The organism is Paenibacillus aurantiacus (assembly GCF_042431225.1).
In the GTDB taxonomy this organism is placed as follows: Bacteria; Bacillota; Bacilli; order Paenibacillales; family Paenibacillaceae; genus Paenibacillus_Z; species Paenibacillus_Z aurantiacus.
Genome location: NZ_JBHMDO010000034.1, coordinates 42519 through 58431, shown reverse-complemented (window position 1 = coordinate 58431; position 15913 = coordinate 42519). Strand labels below are relative to the sequence as shown.

The 15913-nt window shown below is 56.4% G+C and carries 15 protein-coding genes; 4 read left to right on the top strand and 11 right to left on the bottom strand.

Features of this window, described 5'->3' with window-relative positions:
* The first annotated feature begins 50 nt into the window (after window positions 1–50).
* Window positions 51–308 carry a YpbS family protein gene (locus ACFFSY_RS21685; RefSeq protein ID WP_377497982.1) on the top strand — a complete coding sequence of 86 codons (258 nt, stop codon included), beginning with the start codon at window positions 51–53 and terminating at the stop codon, window positions 306–308.
* A 105-nt stretch (window positions 309–413) separates the two neighbouring features.
* On the opposite strand, the gene modA is transcribed toward ACFFSY_RS21685, so the two are convergent.
* The 5 genes from modA to ACFFSY_RS21660 all read right to left on the bottom strand — a co-directional run bounded on the left by modA (window position 414) and on the right by ACFFSY_RS21660 (window position 6124).
* Window positions 414–1247 carry a molybdate ABC transporter substrate-binding protein gene (gene modA / locus ACFFSY_RS21680; protein WP_377498389.1) on the bottom strand — a complete coding sequence of 278 codons (834 nt, stop codon included), beginning with the start codon at window positions 1245–1247 and terminating at the stop codon, window positions 414–416.
* Window positions 1248–1252: 5 nt separating this feature from the next.
* On the bottom strand, window positions 1253–1717 hold the full coding sequence (locus ACFFSY_RS21675; RefSeq protein WP_377497980.1) for a CcdC protein domain-containing protein: 465 nt from the start codon (window positions 1715–1717) through the stop codon (window positions 1253–1255).
* Between the two features lie 135 nt (window positions 1718–1852).
* Window positions 1853–2740, bottom strand: a complete 888-nt coding sequence (locus tag ACFFSY_RS21670; RefSeq protein ID WP_377497978.1) for a GNAT family N-acetyltransferase — start codon at window positions 2738–2740, stop codon at window positions 1853–1855.
* A gap of 168 nt (window positions 2741–2908) precedes the next feature.
* Entirely contained in the window at window positions 2909–4063 is a 1155-nt protein-coding gene (locus tag ACFFSY_RS21665; RefSeq protein WP_377497976.1) for a glucose 1-dehydrogenase, read from the bottom strand.
* Between the two features lie 6 nt (window positions 4064–4069).
* On the bottom strand, window positions 4070–6124 hold the full coding sequence (locus ACFFSY_RS21660; RefSeq protein ID WP_377497974.1) for a glycoside hydrolase family 15 protein: 2055 nt from the start codon (window positions 6122–6124) through the stop codon (window positions 4070–4072).
* 102 nt (window positions 6125–6226) lie between these two features.
* On the opposite strand from ACFFSY_RS21660, the gene ACFFSY_RS21655 reads away from it, so the two are divergent.
* Window positions 6227–6394 carry a hypothetical protein gene (locus ACFFSY_RS21655; protein ID WP_377497973.1) on the top strand — a complete coding sequence of 56 codons (168 nt, stop codon included), beginning with the start codon at window positions 6227–6229 and terminating at the stop codon, window positions 6392–6394.
* A gap of 180 nt (window positions 6395–6574) precedes the next feature.
* Here ACFFSY_RS21655 and ACFFSY_RS21650 read toward each other — a convergent pair whose 3' ends face one another.
* From ACFFSY_RS21650 to ACFFSY_RS21635, 4 genes are all read right to left on the bottom strand, one after another.
* Window positions 6575–8380, bottom strand: a complete 1806-nt coding sequence (locus ACFFSY_RS21650; RefSeq protein ID WP_377497971.1) for a DUF3658 domain-containing protein — start codon at window positions 8378–8380, stop codon at window positions 6575–6577.
* A gap of 105 nt (window positions 8381–8485) precedes the next feature.
* A complete protein-coding gene (locus ACFFSY_RS21645; protein ID WP_377497968.1) occupies window positions 8486–9043 on the bottom strand; it encodes an adenylyltransferase/cytidyltransferase family protein in 558 nt (185 codons plus the stop codon).
* Window positions 9044–9149: 106 nt separating this feature from the next.
* Window positions 9150–10553: a nicotinate phosphoribosyltransferase gene (locus ACFFSY_RS21640; protein WP_377497967.1), complete on the bottom strand. Its 1404-nt coding sequence runs from the start codon at window positions 10551–10553 to the stop codon at window positions 9150–9152.
* A 140-nt stretch (window positions 10554–10693) separates the two neighbouring features.
* Window positions 10694–11476, bottom strand: coding sequence for an NUDIX hydrolase (locus ACFFSY_RS21635; protein ID WP_377497966.1), 783 nt, complete (start codon window positions 11474–11476; stop codon window positions 10694–10696).
* Window positions 11477–11655: 179 nt separating this feature from the next.
* On the opposite strand from ACFFSY_RS21635, the gene ACFFSY_RS21630 reads away from it, so the two are divergent.
* Complete coding sequence (locus tag ACFFSY_RS21630; RefSeq protein ID WP_377497964.1) at window positions 11656–12606, top strand: nucleoside hydrolase; 951 nt, start codon at window positions 11656–11658, stop codon at window positions 12604–12606.
* A gap of 322 nt (window positions 12607–12928) precedes the next feature.
* Entirely contained in the window at window positions 12929–14071 is a 1143-nt protein-coding gene (locus ACFFSY_RS21625) for a rhomboid family intramembrane serine protease (RefSeq protein ID WP_377497962.1), read from the top strand.
* Window positions 14072–14156: 85 nt separating this feature from the next.
* Here the strand turns inward: ACFFSY_RS21625 and ACFFSY_RS21620 are convergent, their stop codons facing one another.
* Both ACFFSY_RS21620 and ACFFSY_RS21615 read right to left on the bottom strand, forming a co-directional pair.
* Window positions 14157–14546, bottom strand: coding sequence for a hypothetical protein (locus ACFFSY_RS21620; protein ID WP_377497961.1), 390 nt, complete (start codon window positions 14544–14546; stop codon window positions 14157–14159).
* 285 nt (window positions 14547–14831) lie between these two features.
* Window positions 14832–15911 (bottom strand): lactonase family protein, encoded by a 1080-nt coding sequence (locus tag ACFFSY_RS21615; protein ID WP_377497959.1) that lies wholly within the window; start codon window positions 15909–15911, stop codon window positions 14832–14834.
* Between the last annotated feature and the right edge of the window lie 2 nt (window positions 15912–15913).

Sequence of the window (15913 nt, the reverse complement as noted above, 5' to 3'; positions counted from 1 at the left end):
AACCAAATGTGCTATAATAGGCGGTAAATGATTTTGGAAGGAGTACCGCCATGTTGTCTGCACATGAAGCCATAACGAAACACGTCTCCGCGCAGAACCGCCATCTTGTCGCGTTCGCAGAGCTCGACGAGCTGCGCGAGCAAGCAATCGACCGGGCGCTCAAGCTCGCGAAGGACGGTTTGCCGTTCTCGGTAGACGAGATCAACGCGATTACCTCCCGCATTAACGCGCATGCCAAGAACGGCATCTCGCCTACTCGAGTATTCGTGACGGAAGAGATGGTCCGCGATTACGCGGCCAAATCTTAAGGCTTCGGAAGAAGCGATAATTAGATATCGATCAAAGAAAGCCCATGGAACCGCTGAACGTCGAACGTTCTGCAATACCATGGGCTTTCCTATGTGGGTCAGACATCACCGCGCTCCCGCAGCCGGGAGAAATCCGAACGACGCGAACGACTCCGCCGCTTCGGCCGACTTCAGGTACTTGTAGAAGATCGCCGCTTCGTTCGGATGGTCCGATTCGGCTAGCAGCGCGGCAGGATAAACGATGGGCGCATGCAGACCGCTATCGATGCGCAAGGCGATGACCGCCTGGCTGGAAGCTGCGGCATCGGTCGCGTAGACGAGAGCAGCATCCGCATTGCCTGTCTCCGCATACGCGAGTGCTTGCCGGACATCCTTGGCGAAGACGAGTCGATCTGCGATCGTTCCCCAAATTCCGGTTGCCTCTAAAGCTTCCTTCGCGTATTGACCAGCCGGAACGGTCTCAGGTTGTCCCACGGCAATAACGCGATAGCGCTCATCGGCAAGATTGCCCAGCCCGTCCAGCGTCTTCACCGTGGCGTCATCCTTCGGCACGACAACGACCAGTTCATTGCCAAGCAGCGTGACGCTTTCCTTAATAAGCGCGCGCTTCCGCAACGCTTCGATCTGCTGCGTGCCGGCCGATAGAAACAAGTCTGCAGGCGCCCCCTGCTCAATCTGCTTCTGGAGCGCGCCGGAGGAGCCGTAGTTGAACGTCAGTCGGATGGAAGGATACGCCTCTTCGAACCGTGGCTTTAGCGCTTCAAGTCCGTCTTTCAGGCTCGCTGCCGCCGATATGACAAGCTCTGTCCGGGCGTCGGCTTGGCTGGTTGGACTTGTTCCGGTCGACCTCACGAGATATACGACTGCAGCAGCCGCGAACAGGAGGCATAAGATCAGCAGCAGAATCGTCATCCGACGTCCGCGCGCCTGCGTCGGCATGCCGCTCACGCCGCGTCCTCCGAAGACAGCGCAGCCTCATTCGAACGCAGCAAGCGCCGCACTTTCATGAAGCTGCCGATCCGCCATACGAAGAGATAGGTTAACGCCATCACCATGGCTAACACCGTGAATACGGTCTGGTCGAGCGTCCGAAAGTATTCCGTCAGGGCAATCCGGATGACGACAATACCGAGCAGCACGTATTTAAAGTTTTTATTCGATTTCGGATAGATCAGTCCGTCTTCGCGTCTCTCATAACCGGTCTGGACTAACATGACGACGCCGAATGCGAGTCCGAGCGCCATCGCGATCGCGAGTTCCCAATAGACCGGCAGATGGAACGGCCTTCCCGGAATATGGCGCAGCTGATAGAGCGTGAAAGCAAACAGGATCGGGACGATCGCGACGGGCAGCAGGATCCACATGCCGCCTCTAGTGACAGGTCTGTTGCTGCGATTAAACCATTTCATTTGGTGCGTCTACCCTTTCTGTACGTTGACTTCCTCCATTTCAACGCATGAAAGGCCCATATGTCAAGTTTCGAGATATTCCAATTGATGTTGCTTCCTTCAAAAAGTTTACATAACTATGTATATGTGAACAATTTAACGGCGCAGCTCCAATTTCATATGAACCTGCTCCGTTGTCGTCTTGAACCCTGCCCGTTCGAGCGCCTCTATGACGATGCGCTGACTCTGCGGGAAGTTGCCCGTCCGGCATACGATCGACTTCGAGCTGGCGAATGCCTCGCGCAGCAGCAATCGCGCAAGCGCTTCGCGCTCCGCGGCCTCTTCTTTCACCGCGCATTGATACAAGATCGTTGACTGATGCTCCCCCTGTTCGTCCAGAACCCGCTTGAAGAGCGCGTAGCCTGCCGCTATGCCGTCCTTGTCGCGGGCGATGAGCGCAAGACCGCCGTTCTGCAGCGATTGCCATTGAGACTGCCATGGCTGCAGCTCGCGATGGAAGGACAGCCGCTGGACGTCTTGCGGATTGCCGGTCGTCATCGTATACCGCTCAGCCGATTCGCTATCGCCGAACGCTTCGTCGCTTAGCTGCCCTTCCCACTGGTAGAACGATAGTCTGTCAATAACGGCATAGCCGTATTTGCTATAGAGCGCGATCGCCGGCGCGTTCTCCTTGATCGCTTCGAGCAGCGCGATGTCGACGTTCTCGGCGCGGTAGATTCGGATCGCTTCTTCGATCAGCAGCTTGCCGATGCCCCGGCCCCGGTATTCGGGTATGAGAGCGGTTCCGCCGTTCCATGCGATTTTGCGGCCGGCGTCCTCGCGGAAGCCGTTCATGACGAATCCGACCGGCCGTTCACCGTCCAGAATCGCGAACGAATGCGCAAGCGATAAGCCATCATTTGCCGTCCTCTTCAAGAACATGTCCAGCGTAAAATTCAAATTGACGAAATAGTGCAAAAAACCTTCATTCCAAAGCGCGGTCAATTGTTCAAGCGAATAGGTATGCAAACGGCGAAATTCCATTTCTGCAGCCTCCCTCTAATGAGTTACGTTATAACTATACTAAATGATTGCGAGAATAATCATCATAAATGTTAAATGTTGGTCTTTATGAACAAGAAAAAAACCATGCATTTGCACGGTTTCATCCTGACTATTATGATTAGTGATCTTCTTCGCCTCAGTCTTGCGCTATACCGAGAAGCTGTAAGCAGTCTCTCCCGCCGCCGCCCCGAACTTCCACTGCTCAACCGGCACGACATCGACGACCGCTTTAATTCCAATATGGTTAAAATCGACCTGAGGCACTTCATCCAACGTAAATCGCTTCGTGAACAGCGACGTCACGGCGCCGCTCCAACGCGATTCCATCTGCTGCAGCCGATAGATGCCCGTCTCGAAGTGCTTGCGCGCCGCATTCACCGAACCGATGACGCATTTGTTCTCCAGCACCATCTCCATATTCAGCTTGTCCGCCGGAATCTCGCTTTTGCGCCCTCCAGCGGACAAGCCTAGCATGGCCAGTACCCCGTTCGGCGCCAGCACGTCCATAGCCTCGAAGCCGAGCGGACTGTAGCCGGTGCATTCCCAGATGAGATCGAAATGCGCGCCGATGCTCTCCGCATAGGCCGACAACGACGAAGGTCCGCCTTCCGCGTTCGACTGCTGATAGACCCCTCCGATTTTCTCGATGAGTTTCGCTTCCGGACTATCGGGCGCGGACATCGACCAGACGTGCACGTTCAAATCGAGACAGCGGCTGGTCAGCGCGGCAAGCAGGCCAAGCGGCCCGGAGCCAAGCACGAGGGCGGATCGCGGTTCCCAGATCAGCCGCTGCTGGATATGCTGCACTTCGTCCCATACTTTCTCCACGATGCTTTGCGGCTCGGCCATCATGCCGAACGTATGACAAGCTTCGGGCAGCTTGATGAAGAAGCGGTCTTCGTCTTTGATATATTCCGTCAAGTACCCGTGCGCGCCTTTGATGCCGCGCTCCGTATACTGACCGCTTTGGCAGAAGTCCGACCGTCCATTCCGGCAATTCACGCATGCCGGATCGTGGCAGGGCCGTCTCACGACGATGGAGACAAGATCGCCAGGCGCGAGCCCGGCTTCCTTGCCAGACTCGACCACAACACCCATGGCTTCGTGTCCGAAGATCAATTCGTCTTCGCCGCTCGGCGCTTCGCCGTAAGGACCAGTCATGATCTCGCGATCCGTGCCGTCGAGCCCGACCGCCAGCACCTTCACGAGCACCTCGTTCGGCTGCGTGATGGACGGCTTCGGATGGTCGCCGACGCGGATCGTTTTGCTGCCCTTCATATTCGTTACTTTCGCGGCTTTCACCGATCATCACCTCGTCTGCGAATAAGTTTGTGCATGTCCTTCCAGCACTTGCGTATCCGGCAAGTCCGTCTCCTCATTGATCCGGTTATCGTGCATTTGCTTCTTTCTGGCGATATACTCTTGTACAACTTTGACGTAGGTGGCGTGCGACCAGGCCAGCGGCGATACGGATAACGGGGCGCCCGTGATCGGGTGCACCTGCTCAGCCATGACGCCGGATGGCAGCGCGCGGCGGCTCGTCCATTTCAGCCATTCAGCCGCCTGCTCCACGTCCTCTTCGTTCTTGGCCACCGCGAGCAGCCACTCCGCATACCACAGCGTACAGATAATCCACGGATTGCCCGGGATGCGGCTCACATCTTGACTGATTTGGTGATAGTAATCGTTCTCGTAACGGGCCAGACCGCCGACTTCCGTCTTGACCGACAGCGCCAAATACATGTCGTGCATCGTCTGAATGATACGCGGATCGTCCGGCTTGAACAGATCGAAGTCGAATAAGCCATACATGCTGGCATCCAGCTTGAGGTCCGCTTCGTACGAGCTAGTCGACGGGTTCCAGTACAACGCGCGCAGGAAACGCCGCAGAGTTTTGTCATACATCTGCTCCTCGACCGCCCGCTTCACCGCCTCAGCCGTGTCCCGATAGTAGATTGCGCGGACGCTATCCTGATGGTACTTCGCGAAATTCGATGCCGCCAGCAAGCCGGCGTATACGGTCGCCACCGTGAACGCATGTACGCCGTAACGCTCTTCCCATAGGTCGTAGGAAGGCAATGGCAGGCCGGTGGCGCTCCGGTATCGAATGAGGAAGTCCGCCGCGGGAATGACGAATTTCTCGTATGTCTCCTTGGATTGCGCAAGCGTGCCCGCGATCTGAAAATGATGCCACATCGCGAAGATGACCAGCGCCGTCTCATCCTCTTGAATCGGGAATTGCTTCTCGCCCTTCTCGTTGATCCACGGATGCCAGCTGGACCCTGCCGACCCATCGGGATTGTATTTATGCATCATGCAGCCATGCTGCGTGAGCGACTTCACGCAGAAATCGACGAACGCATCCGTCAGCTCGCCGTACCCGCACCTGTCGAGCGCATGCGCAATCAAGGCGCCGTCGCGCGGCCACATGTACGAATAGGAGTCCTTGGAGAATTTCAGAATATCCGAATCGTTCGCGGCGACGATCGCCCCGCGATTGTCGAAATGCGTTCGGATGATGAGCAAGCTGCGTTTGTAGAGCGAAGCTAATACGGGTTCAAGCCCGGACAGATCATGTTTGTCCTGATGCACCCAGTGGCGCCAATAACCCGACGTACGCTTCAGCATCTGTGCCGGCGTCGTCGTTCGGACCGCTTGTTCCAGCTCCCGCAGCTTCGCTTCATTCGCGGCGAAGCCGATCCAGAACCAGCCATCTTGAGCGGCCCCGCCTTGAACGGACAGTGTTAGCTCCAGCGTGCCATCCACCGAGCCTTGCGTGATCGGATTGCCGCCCAGCTGGCCGTCTTCGGCATCCTGCCATGTGCCGTTCATGCCCGCCACCCGCTTCTTGCCGGTCGCGAAGCCGCTTGGGCTTGGCCCCCGCTGACCGGCCGACTGACACGTGAGCGAGAAATACCGGTTGCGTTTATAGAAGACGAGCGAGCTCAGATCGGGATCGAAATACGCGGTATCACCAATCGCCGATCCGTAGATTTCCAAGTCCAAATGCATATATAGCTTGAACGTGCGGGGATGGGCGAACAGATTGCGGATCGTCACGTGCCGGAGCCAGCAATCATGCTCGTAATCGACGCCGTCTTGAATGAGCAGCTCGAAGCCCAGGCGCTCATGCCGCGCCCGCACTTCCGTGACAAGGGTGTCTTCCTCATATAGGGCGTTCGTCTGCATGCCAGGATCGTCGATCCAAGCAAAGCCCTCTGGCGTCCAGATGCCGAAGCGGCAGCAGTTGCCCAACGTATGGTTCTCCATGCCGACGTACGGATAGTAGATTTCGCGCAAATTGTAACGGGAGTCGTAGTTGATAAGCACGTTCCCGTTGCCGATGGGCAAGTCTCTTGGCATCGTTAACCACCTTGTCTGTTGTTTGTTTGTAACTTGTCCAACATCCGGAATAACGATGCATGGCGGCGGCCATAATACAGCGTACAACGAGGAGGGATTGCGATGACTGACCAATGGAATGAACAGGCGGAACAACAGGAAGAACTTCAGCAGCATACAACCGCCGCGGAAACGAATCAAGTCGTCAACAAAAGCGGCGGCATGGATTACTCGGTGGATTTTATTTGGGGCAGCGATCAGGATCAGTACGTCAATCCCGAAGAGGCATGACCCTGCCCCACAGCAGTGCAAGACCAATGACCGATAAGCAGCAAAGCCGCCCGAGGGCGGCTTTTTTGCGCAAGACACGTATAGTACAGGACTTGCGTCGATAACGTCTTATGTTCAACTAATATTGCGCATTAAAATGATGCTGCTTTCAAACTGCATCGTACGACGACTCGGAAGTAGTTATGCCTGTCGATCCTCATCCGTACTACCTGTTCGCTGCATGGCCGACAACATGCCGATGACGGCATTACGTCGTTCGGCATATATCTGGCGTTCGTTCATGAAGTCGTCGATGACTTTGGCGACCATCCGGCGCATCCGGGCGTCAGCCTGGCAGCCATCCGATAACGCGCGCAGCATGGACAACACCTGTTCATCCGCATCCCGCTCGGCAGAGAGAAGCCGCTCGATCTCGCCTGCTTCGGTCGCGTATTGTCGAGCCCATTCCATATAGGCTTGGATGCTCGCCGGATCGGGTAATTCAGCGTCTGACGGTGACGGTTCGCCGAATCCGACGTTATACCCGCCTATCGCCTCGGGATTGCCGCCTCCATGCAATTTCCCTCTCTCGACCAAATGACGAACGCGGGCAAATAAGAAGGAGTCGTTCAATCGCTGATCGCTTAGTCCGATGAACTGTCCGACCAAGCTGGCGGCCGTGTACATTCTCCCCTTCGTCGATGCAACGGAGATAGCGGCCTGCAAAATCATCTCATCCCAATAATCTTCCGGCACCGATTGTATACGACCCTCGACAATCACGCGCAGCTCGCCAGCCTCTCTTATAAGCCGTTGCCAATCGGCGGCATATTCGCTCTGCTGCTCGGTCGTCAACGCTTGTCCCTGTTCCACAAGATCGCCCAGCTCCCCAAGCGGGACCTCGCCCGTATGCGTATGCAGGATAGCTCCATTCGTGCGCTCGAAGATACGGGAAGGCGCGTCGATCACGCGGACATCAGCCGATTCCGGAATATGCGCGGTGAGACGCCGAAGACCGATTTGCTCTCGCGCGTTCCCTGCCGCCCATACCACCACCCGGCGATCCGCAAGCCTCTGGGGCCAGCTGCGCCACTCAACGCCATCACGGAAATACTCCGCCTTGGAGTTGCCCAGCATGCCCCGCTCGGACATCCAGGCCAAACGGCGCTGGAGCGTTCCCGGTGGCGCGCCGCTGTCATCCAACGGACCTACGGATAGGTCATCCGCGAGCAGAACCACATATTCACTGCTCGCTTCGCGAAACAGATACCGAAGCGAAGAAGCTGCCGACGCATCGAACACGACGTGGATCCGTTCCGGCTCTTGCGTCTGGCCCAGCCTCTCGGCCAAGTACTCCGAATTGCCGAGCTCCCATTCCCGATCGAACGCCTCCAAATACCGCACCATATACACATGCCGCTCTTCCGCCAACATGCGCGCCGATTCCGTATTAAGCAGCGCCTTTAGCTTCAACAGCTTCTCATAGAAATGGTTGACCGCGGTATCCTTGCCGCTGCGGTATTCCTCCTTCGTCATCGTAACGCGGGGACGCACGTTCGGATCGCAGATCAGACGCCCCTTCCAGCCCGAGTAGACGAACGTGCGCGCGGCGGCGATCGCGCCAATCGCGTCGAGACGGTCCGCGTCCTGCACGATGCGCCCTTCGAGCGTCTCCATAAGCGCGCCGCCCCCGCCGCCGTAGGACATTGTAGAGATGATCAGCATTACGTGCTCGGCCGTATTAACATCGACGCCGGCTTCGGCAAGCCAATCTTCAACCCGCCGCAGTCCGGCTTCCTTGCTGACATTCAGCTTCTCGTCCGCAATATCGTGCAGCAGCGCGGCCAACTCGCATACATATGCTTCTCCCCCCTCGATTTCGGCGAGCAGCTTCGCGCTGCGGGCGACGCGGACGATATGCCACCAATCATGACCGCTGCTATCATGCTCCAATGCCGCCTTCACGAAAGCTCGTGTCTGGCTCATGATGGATTCCCGTTCCGTCAACGTTACATTCCCCCTTGCCGGCTTGCGGTCTGGCGTGCGGCCATCGCAATCCAGTCGTTCTACTGTCGCCGTCAGAGATTGGCTGACAATGGAAGAACGATCATATCATCGTGCCTCCCGAAGCGCAAGCAGCGCCCCGCGAAGCTCCCTATATGGCACGACCAGCTCGGGATGGACCTGTGTCCGCCAAACGCTCTCCTGCCCTTCCCGAATCATCGTCCTGAGCCAAGTGGCACTCACCGCGCCATCCGGTCTCGGGAAGGTCAGACGGTCCAAGCGCCGGATGCGCTCTTCCGCGAACCATCGTTCCCGCCCGCTCTCTTCGCCTTCGATGACGAGGTCCGGAGGCGGCAACCCTTTCGCCTTGGCGTAATCTTCCACAGCATCGAGCAGATAATCGCCCCAGCTTGTAGAGTGGTCGTGCTCGTTCGTCAAATCATTCAGCGCCAGTACGTGGATCCGGTCGCCATAGATTTGCCGCAGCCATCGCTCTCTCTCCTGCGCCGTGAACGGGTTCCGAGAAGTGCCGCTCTCTTGCGCCGAGCCGATCACTACGAGCACGTGTTCAGCTATCGCGAGCGCCGCGTCGATCAAGGCTTCATGCCCCCGGTGGACCGGCTGGAACCGACCGATGATGAAGCCGAATCGAAAAGGTTGTGTCATCGTACATCCATCCTCTCTTGAAGTCACCCACCCGTTGTTTGGCGAGCCCGGTCTTGCACTGCATGGTACGCGCTTGACTTGGATGTTCGACCGGCGCGATCCTCTTTTACTCCACGCCGTACTTCGCCGCGATTTGTTCCATCTTATGCAAGATAGCTTCGGATAATTGTACCCGCTCCTGCCGTGCCGTTTGGGTGCGGACCCGATTCCGGACGTCGATCCAATGCGATTCGTCAAGCGGCTTCATTGTGAGTTCTCCCGCTCCATCGTAGGTGTAGACCGACTCGTACAACCCGCCGCCCGTCATCTCTTCATGCGCGACGACGACGAGATTATCGCCCTTCATGATCAGTCCGACGCGTCCCGGTATGCTCCGCTTCAACGGGTCCATCGAGAACTTCATGCGGTCTTTGCCGTTGCTGTACGCCGTCTTCATCGCCCAGCCGAGCGTATCGCGGTCGAGATGGTTATAGAAGCCCGAGCCTATGCCGTAGGCGACGAATGCAAGCGGAACGCCGTTCTCTTCCAGCACCTGATCGTAACGCCGCGCCTGCACGAAGCTCATGCCCTCGCCGATAATGACGCCGACCTCGGCTATAGCGCCATGGCGCTCGGCCGATTTGTAAATAGCGATCGCTTGACGCAGCACGTCGCCGCTGTCGGGACGCAGTATGATTTTCACTCCGCGCTCGCGCGCCCGCTCCGCAAGGATGGGCAAATACTGTTCGATGACGCGGTTCGCATCGTACGTATCGATGACGAGCGCGACGATCCCCTCGCCGCTATCCGCCGTCGAATCTATCGCATGCAAGAAGCACTGCAGTTCATCGTCATACTGCTGCGTGACTTTGTGCGCAAGCGCCGCGATGCTGCCGATCGTCGCATGAGGCGTATGTTTCGTCGTATGGAAATCATCCGTACCCTGCAGCGACAAATTCCACGCCGTACCCGCCCAGTAAGCATCCTCCAGACTGCGGTGGCCGCGGAACCCGAAGCTGTGGAACCGCCAGAAGAACGATTCATCCGCGCCGAGCGCTTCGCGCTTCTCTTCCAGGTAGCGACGCATATGGAATGCCTCCGTGGCGCAGGCGCTTGGGAAGTAAGCATGCATAAGCACGCCTTCCCACCACGTCACCAGCTCGCCGAAGCCTTCCTTCGTATTGCGGATTTGTGCGAACGGCGTGCCAGCCGGACACCACGTGCCTTCAGGCAGAGATTCCACAGCAAGGGGCGCATAACCGCCGCATTCATCAATAACACGATGGAAGATCGCCGAGGGGAATAGCAGACCTTGCATCGCCGCGCAGCGTTCCGCTTCTTCGACATCCGCCTTCGTAATGCGGACGGTCAAGATCGATAGCGCGATTTCGCGGAAGCCATACAGAATCATGCCGGCCTTCCGGTTGTAGAGATGGCTGACTTCCCAGTCCATGCTGCATTTCAGCCGGCTGTGCGAGAGATTGTAGCTGTCCGTCAACAGGAGTACGTTCGAACGAAGTTGATTCATCATATTCATTACCTCCGTAATTGTCTTATCGACTATATAAAATGATATGCAGCGGCGTTCATTTTTGTCACATTGACTATATGAATTCGGAAATAAAAGGGCTGATCCCTCAGCCTTCCTTGCATGTGTACAGTCGCCTTGCCTCAGAACATGCCCGAATTGTAAATGGAAATTCTCGGCTCATAATCGGCAAATTCGTAAAGCTGCGCGGGACGATTAGAATTCCGATCCGACGTGAGCGGCTGGCCGTCCGAACCAATCGCTTCGCGGATCAGCCCTTGCCGCGTCTTCGTCGTCATCAGGTTACGCTTGAAATTCGCGATATCTTCCTCGAAATCCGGCACGACCGTCTGGATGACTTGATACAACTCGCGAATCGTGAATGTCCTTGGCAGAAACTCTTTCGCGATCGTCGTCGTCATCATTTTGGTCTGGATGAACGCGAGCGCATCCTTCAGCAGCTCCCGATGATCGAACGCAAGATTCAGCTCTAGCGCTTCCTCCACTTCGAATAACTTCGCTTCGTCGGCATCCGTATCCGGCGAGATAGCGCGCAGCTGATCCTCGCTTACGAGCGCACAGTAGAGTACGGATGGCATCCAGCCTCTCGGATCGCGCCCCGGATAATACACCGTCTTCACCTGTTCGATATGAACGTCAGCGCCGACATTCGTCTCCTCGTGCAGCTCTCGGTAAGCAGCTTCCGTCAGCGTCTCCGATTCGGAGGAGAACCCGCCTGGCAATGCCCACTGTCCGGGGAATGCGGATGACTGCGTGTTCCTTCTAACGAGCAGCACTTCCAGCTTACGATCAGCGAGCATCTTGTAGCTGCCCGGCTTCGTGATCGACGTAATCGTGAATATCGCGATATCGACCGGCAACCCGTCCGGCGTGCGGTAACGCCCTGTTTCCTGCTTCTTGTTCATCGTCAGCGCCTCCTTGATGAACCCAGTATAACCCAATCGACTCTTATTAGTCAATACGACTTTATTAAAAAGTTCGGCTTGCTTTCCTACTCTTCTCTTTACGCCCTCCTCTGGCCGGGACATAATATGATAGATGGTTCACATCTTACCTTAGTCAGCTAGACGAACGGAGGAGCAACATGGAGAAGAAGCACGTTTATTTCAATCATGACGCAGGGGTCGACGATTTGGTATCGTTGTTCCTGCTGCTGCAAATGGACAACATTCAACTGACCGGCGTATCCGTCATTCCCGCCGACGGTTACTTGGAGCCAGGTGCCGATGCCAGCCGCAAGATCATCGACCGGTTCGGCCAGTATGACGTCGAGGTTGCCAAATCGAATTCGCGCGGCAAAAATCCGTTCCCGGCCGCTTGGCGGATGCATACGTTCTTCGTCGACGCGCTGCCGATCTTGAACGAAGCCGGCACGATGAACGCCGCGCTCTCGCCGCTGCCCGCCCATCGGCATATGATTGAGGCCATTCGGTCCAATTCCGAGAAGACCACGCTGCTCTTCACCGGTCCGTTGACCGATCTGGCTCGCGCGCTGGACGAGGCGCCGGATATCGAAGAACGGATCGAGAAGCTCGTCTGGATGGGCGGCACATTCGAGAGGGGCAATGTACAAGAACCCGAGCACGACGGCTCGGCGGAATGGAACGTCTACTGGGATCCGGAAGCCTGTCACCGCGTCTTCCAAAGCTCGATTCCGGTCGACCTCGTCGCTCTCGAGAGCACGAACAAAGTTCCGCTGACGCTTGCCGTCCGCAACCGCTGGGCGAAAGAGCGGAACTACGAAGGCGTTGATTTTCTGGGTCAATGTTATGCGTGCTGCCCGCCTCTCGTATACATGGAGACGAATTCGACCTACTACCTCTGGGACGTGCTGACGACAGCCTCCGTAGGCAATCCGGACTTGGTCATGCAGCGCGAAGTGCGCTGTTCCGTTATACCGGATGGCATCAGCCAGGGCCGATCCGTGGTCGATCCGAATGGCCGTCCGGTCAATCTCGTCTACGATTTGCATGCCGAAGCATTCTGGACCTATATTGCCGATCTGGCGAAGAAAGCAGCGCCGCAACGGTATTAGCCGATAGTAAGGATAGCTAGGATAGATATCCTAGCTATCTTGCCTATGTAACGAAGTCGCATGACCCACATGAAGCGGCATGCGGCTTCTTCCATTCAGGCTGCAGAATTATCACCGACACGAAGGTAATCCAACGGCGCTTCATATGCACCTAGGCGCCTGCAATCCCTCCTTCTATTGCCATTGCCGTTCTTTTTCGCCAAATGGCTGCCGTCCATCCAGCTTCCCCCGCCAACGCCAGTCACATCCTTTTGCGCCTCTTCATGAAAAACGCTTTTTGGCCTATACTACAACCATTCTATAAGCGAAAGGTGTTTGCCACGTGAACGTTCACGAGCTTAATTATGCGATCTGGGCGATTGCGCGCGAGCTGGTCCACCATCATCGTTATTCGTTAATGGATAATGACGAAGGTATGCTGACTTTGAAGCGGCGCGATGGCATTCGCGTTACGTACCTGTATTTAATGCCATTAATGTACGGTCAGTCCGCGGAGCAGCAAGAAGCCGAGATACGCGAGCAGTTCGAGCATTCGATGGATTGGATGAAGATGGTCGGATTTCGCCGCCCGGCGCTCGTGCATCGAATGGTGCATCTCTACATTCGGACGGATGCCGGCTTCCAAATGTCCGGCGAACAGATCGCCTCCTTGCACTTGAGCACGTTAACCGAGAGTCACCGCATCGAAGCGGGCCTCATCGATCTGGTCGAGAATCGCGTCGTGCTGCCGAAAATCGAAATCCCCGGCGCCGAGTATATCCGCCAGTTCGTCATACGCGGAGAACCCGTTCCTTATGACGATACCCGCTTGTACGAGGTCATTAATGTCTGGCATGGCGAGATGCTGCGCGCCCACCAAGAGCGCGTTCAGCCCTTCGAGGAGGCGGGACGCAAACGCGGCGCCCCGCTAACGTTCGCTTTTACCGCCATTAACGTCGCGGTATGGCTGCTCATGACGTACTACGGCGGCTCTACGAATACGGCGACGCTTATCCGATTCGGCGCCAAATACGCGCCGCTCATCGATGAAGGCGAGTATTGGAGGCTCGTGACGCCGATCTTCCTTCATATCGGGGGTCTGCATCTGTGGTTCAATACCGTGTCGCTCCTCTCGCTCGGCGGCCGCATCGAACGCGTGCTGGGCTCAGGTACCTTCTTCCTGCTCTATATGATCGCGGGCATCGTGGGCAATGCGGCCAGCTATTGGTTCTCTCCTTCTATATCGGCCGGTGCTTCCGGAGCGATATTCGGGCTGATGGGCGCGTTGTTGTATTTAACGGTCAAAGAACCGGATACTTGGGGGGAAATGATGGGGATCTCGATCTACAGCGGTCTCATCATGAACGTCATCCTCGGTTTTGTCGTACCGGGCATCGATAACTACGCCCACTTCGGCGGTCTAATTGGCGGATATCTGTTCATGTCGGCAAGAAGCTTGTTGACCAACCGTAAGGCGCACGCCTAGTCATACGAGCAAACAAAAACGGACAACCATCTCTCCTCTTGGAGGAAGGGTTGTCCGTTTCATCTCGTGTCGCCTGGTAAGTGCATTAGATCGATTGACGCAGATGCTGCTCCGCTGCGTTCTCCTCTGCAAGAATGCGATACGCTTCGACTGCCCGGTAAGCCGCAAGCTGAAGCAGCTCTTCTTGATTGCGCACTTCGCGCAAATGAACCACTTTCTCATGGCATACGATATCCGTCTCGACGAATTCGCCGATCAGCATCTGCATCCGGAATCCATACATGGACACGTTCGCGTCGTCATGGCCGCGGAGTCGTTCCGCCACAGCTTTCATTTCATCGTGTTCTGCTTTGAAACGCCGATCATTCCGCCACGTGCCCGCAGCCTTCGTCTCGGTAATCTCCGACAACAGTCTCGTGTAAGCTGCCGCCTTGTCCAATAGAACGTTGATAGTCATCAACTCGTTCTTCTCCATCTTGTCGTTCTCCTCTCATTGTTAGAATATGGTTAGAAACTATCTAAGCCGGTCGCTTGCGCTAGTTTCTATTACAATAAATCATTGCAAGCATTATGTCAAGAAAGTTTACGCATTTGCGAATAATATGTTATTCCCATGTCAGGTAAATCGAATCTTGACAGTCCTTCCACTTCCTTGAGTCGTAAAATATGTCAAAAAACCTCCCCATCTTGTCGATTGGAGAGGTTTCATGTCAATTGTTCGTTGCGCAACTCGAGAATAATCCGAAAATAACCCGAAAAGCTACAGGTACACCGGCTTTACACAGACCGGCTTGGACACCGATACGGATTGTCCCGTCTCGCTCAGACGTCCCGTCTCCCGGTCTATGCGGAACGTAACGATGTTATTGTCGTCCCGGTTGGCGCACAGCAGATATTGTCCGCCTGGCGTCAGGGCGAAATGTCTCGGATGACCGCCGCCGGAAGCAATATGCTGCACGTGGGAGAGCTGCCCCGTTGCGCCGTCTACCGCGTACACGACCAAGCTGTCGTGACCGCGGTTCGAGCCGTACATGTAACGGCCGTCCTCCGATATCGCGATTTCGGCGGTCGTGTTCTCGCCATCGAACCCTTCGGCCGGAAGCGTGGATACCGTCTGGATCGGGGTCAGTCGGCCATCTTCCGCATCATAGGCGAAGGCGGCAACTGTCGAATCAACCTCGTTAATGACGTAAGCGAACGCGCCCGTCGGATGGAAAGCGAGATGGCGCGGCCCGGCGCCCGGGTTCGTCTCGGTCACATGCTTCTGCACGAGCTTGCCAGCCGCTTCATCGATCGCGTACGTGAAAATTTTGTCTAGGCCCAAGTCTTGAATGAGCACGAACTTCCCGTCCGGGCTAAAGAACGCCGAGTGCGGATGCGGGCGATCCTGCCGCTCCGGATGAACGCTTCGGCCTTCATGCTGACTAACGTCCAGCAGCTTACCGATCCGGCCGTTCTCTTCGATCTGAAGCAAGCCGGCCATGCCGCCGTGATAGCTGACGACGATCAAATATTTGCCGCTTGCGTCACGCTGGATATGGCAGGTCGGCGAAGCGACCGTCAACGTGCGGTTCAGCGGTTCGAATCGGCCGGTAGCCGGGTCGATCGCGAATGCCGCCCCTTCCCCGGCTTTGCCGCCGTCCGGCGATGTACCTTCCGAAATGGCATACAGCCGGTTGTTGGCCGCATCGACGTTCAGGAACGTTGGATTGCGGTAACCCGCAACCGCGTGGACGAGCGTCAGCGCCCCGGTCTCTTCATTTAACTTATACGAATAAATGCTGTTGTCTGCCGTTTCCGCGTAGGAACCGGCGAATACGATCAGTTGTTGCTCGGACAAAA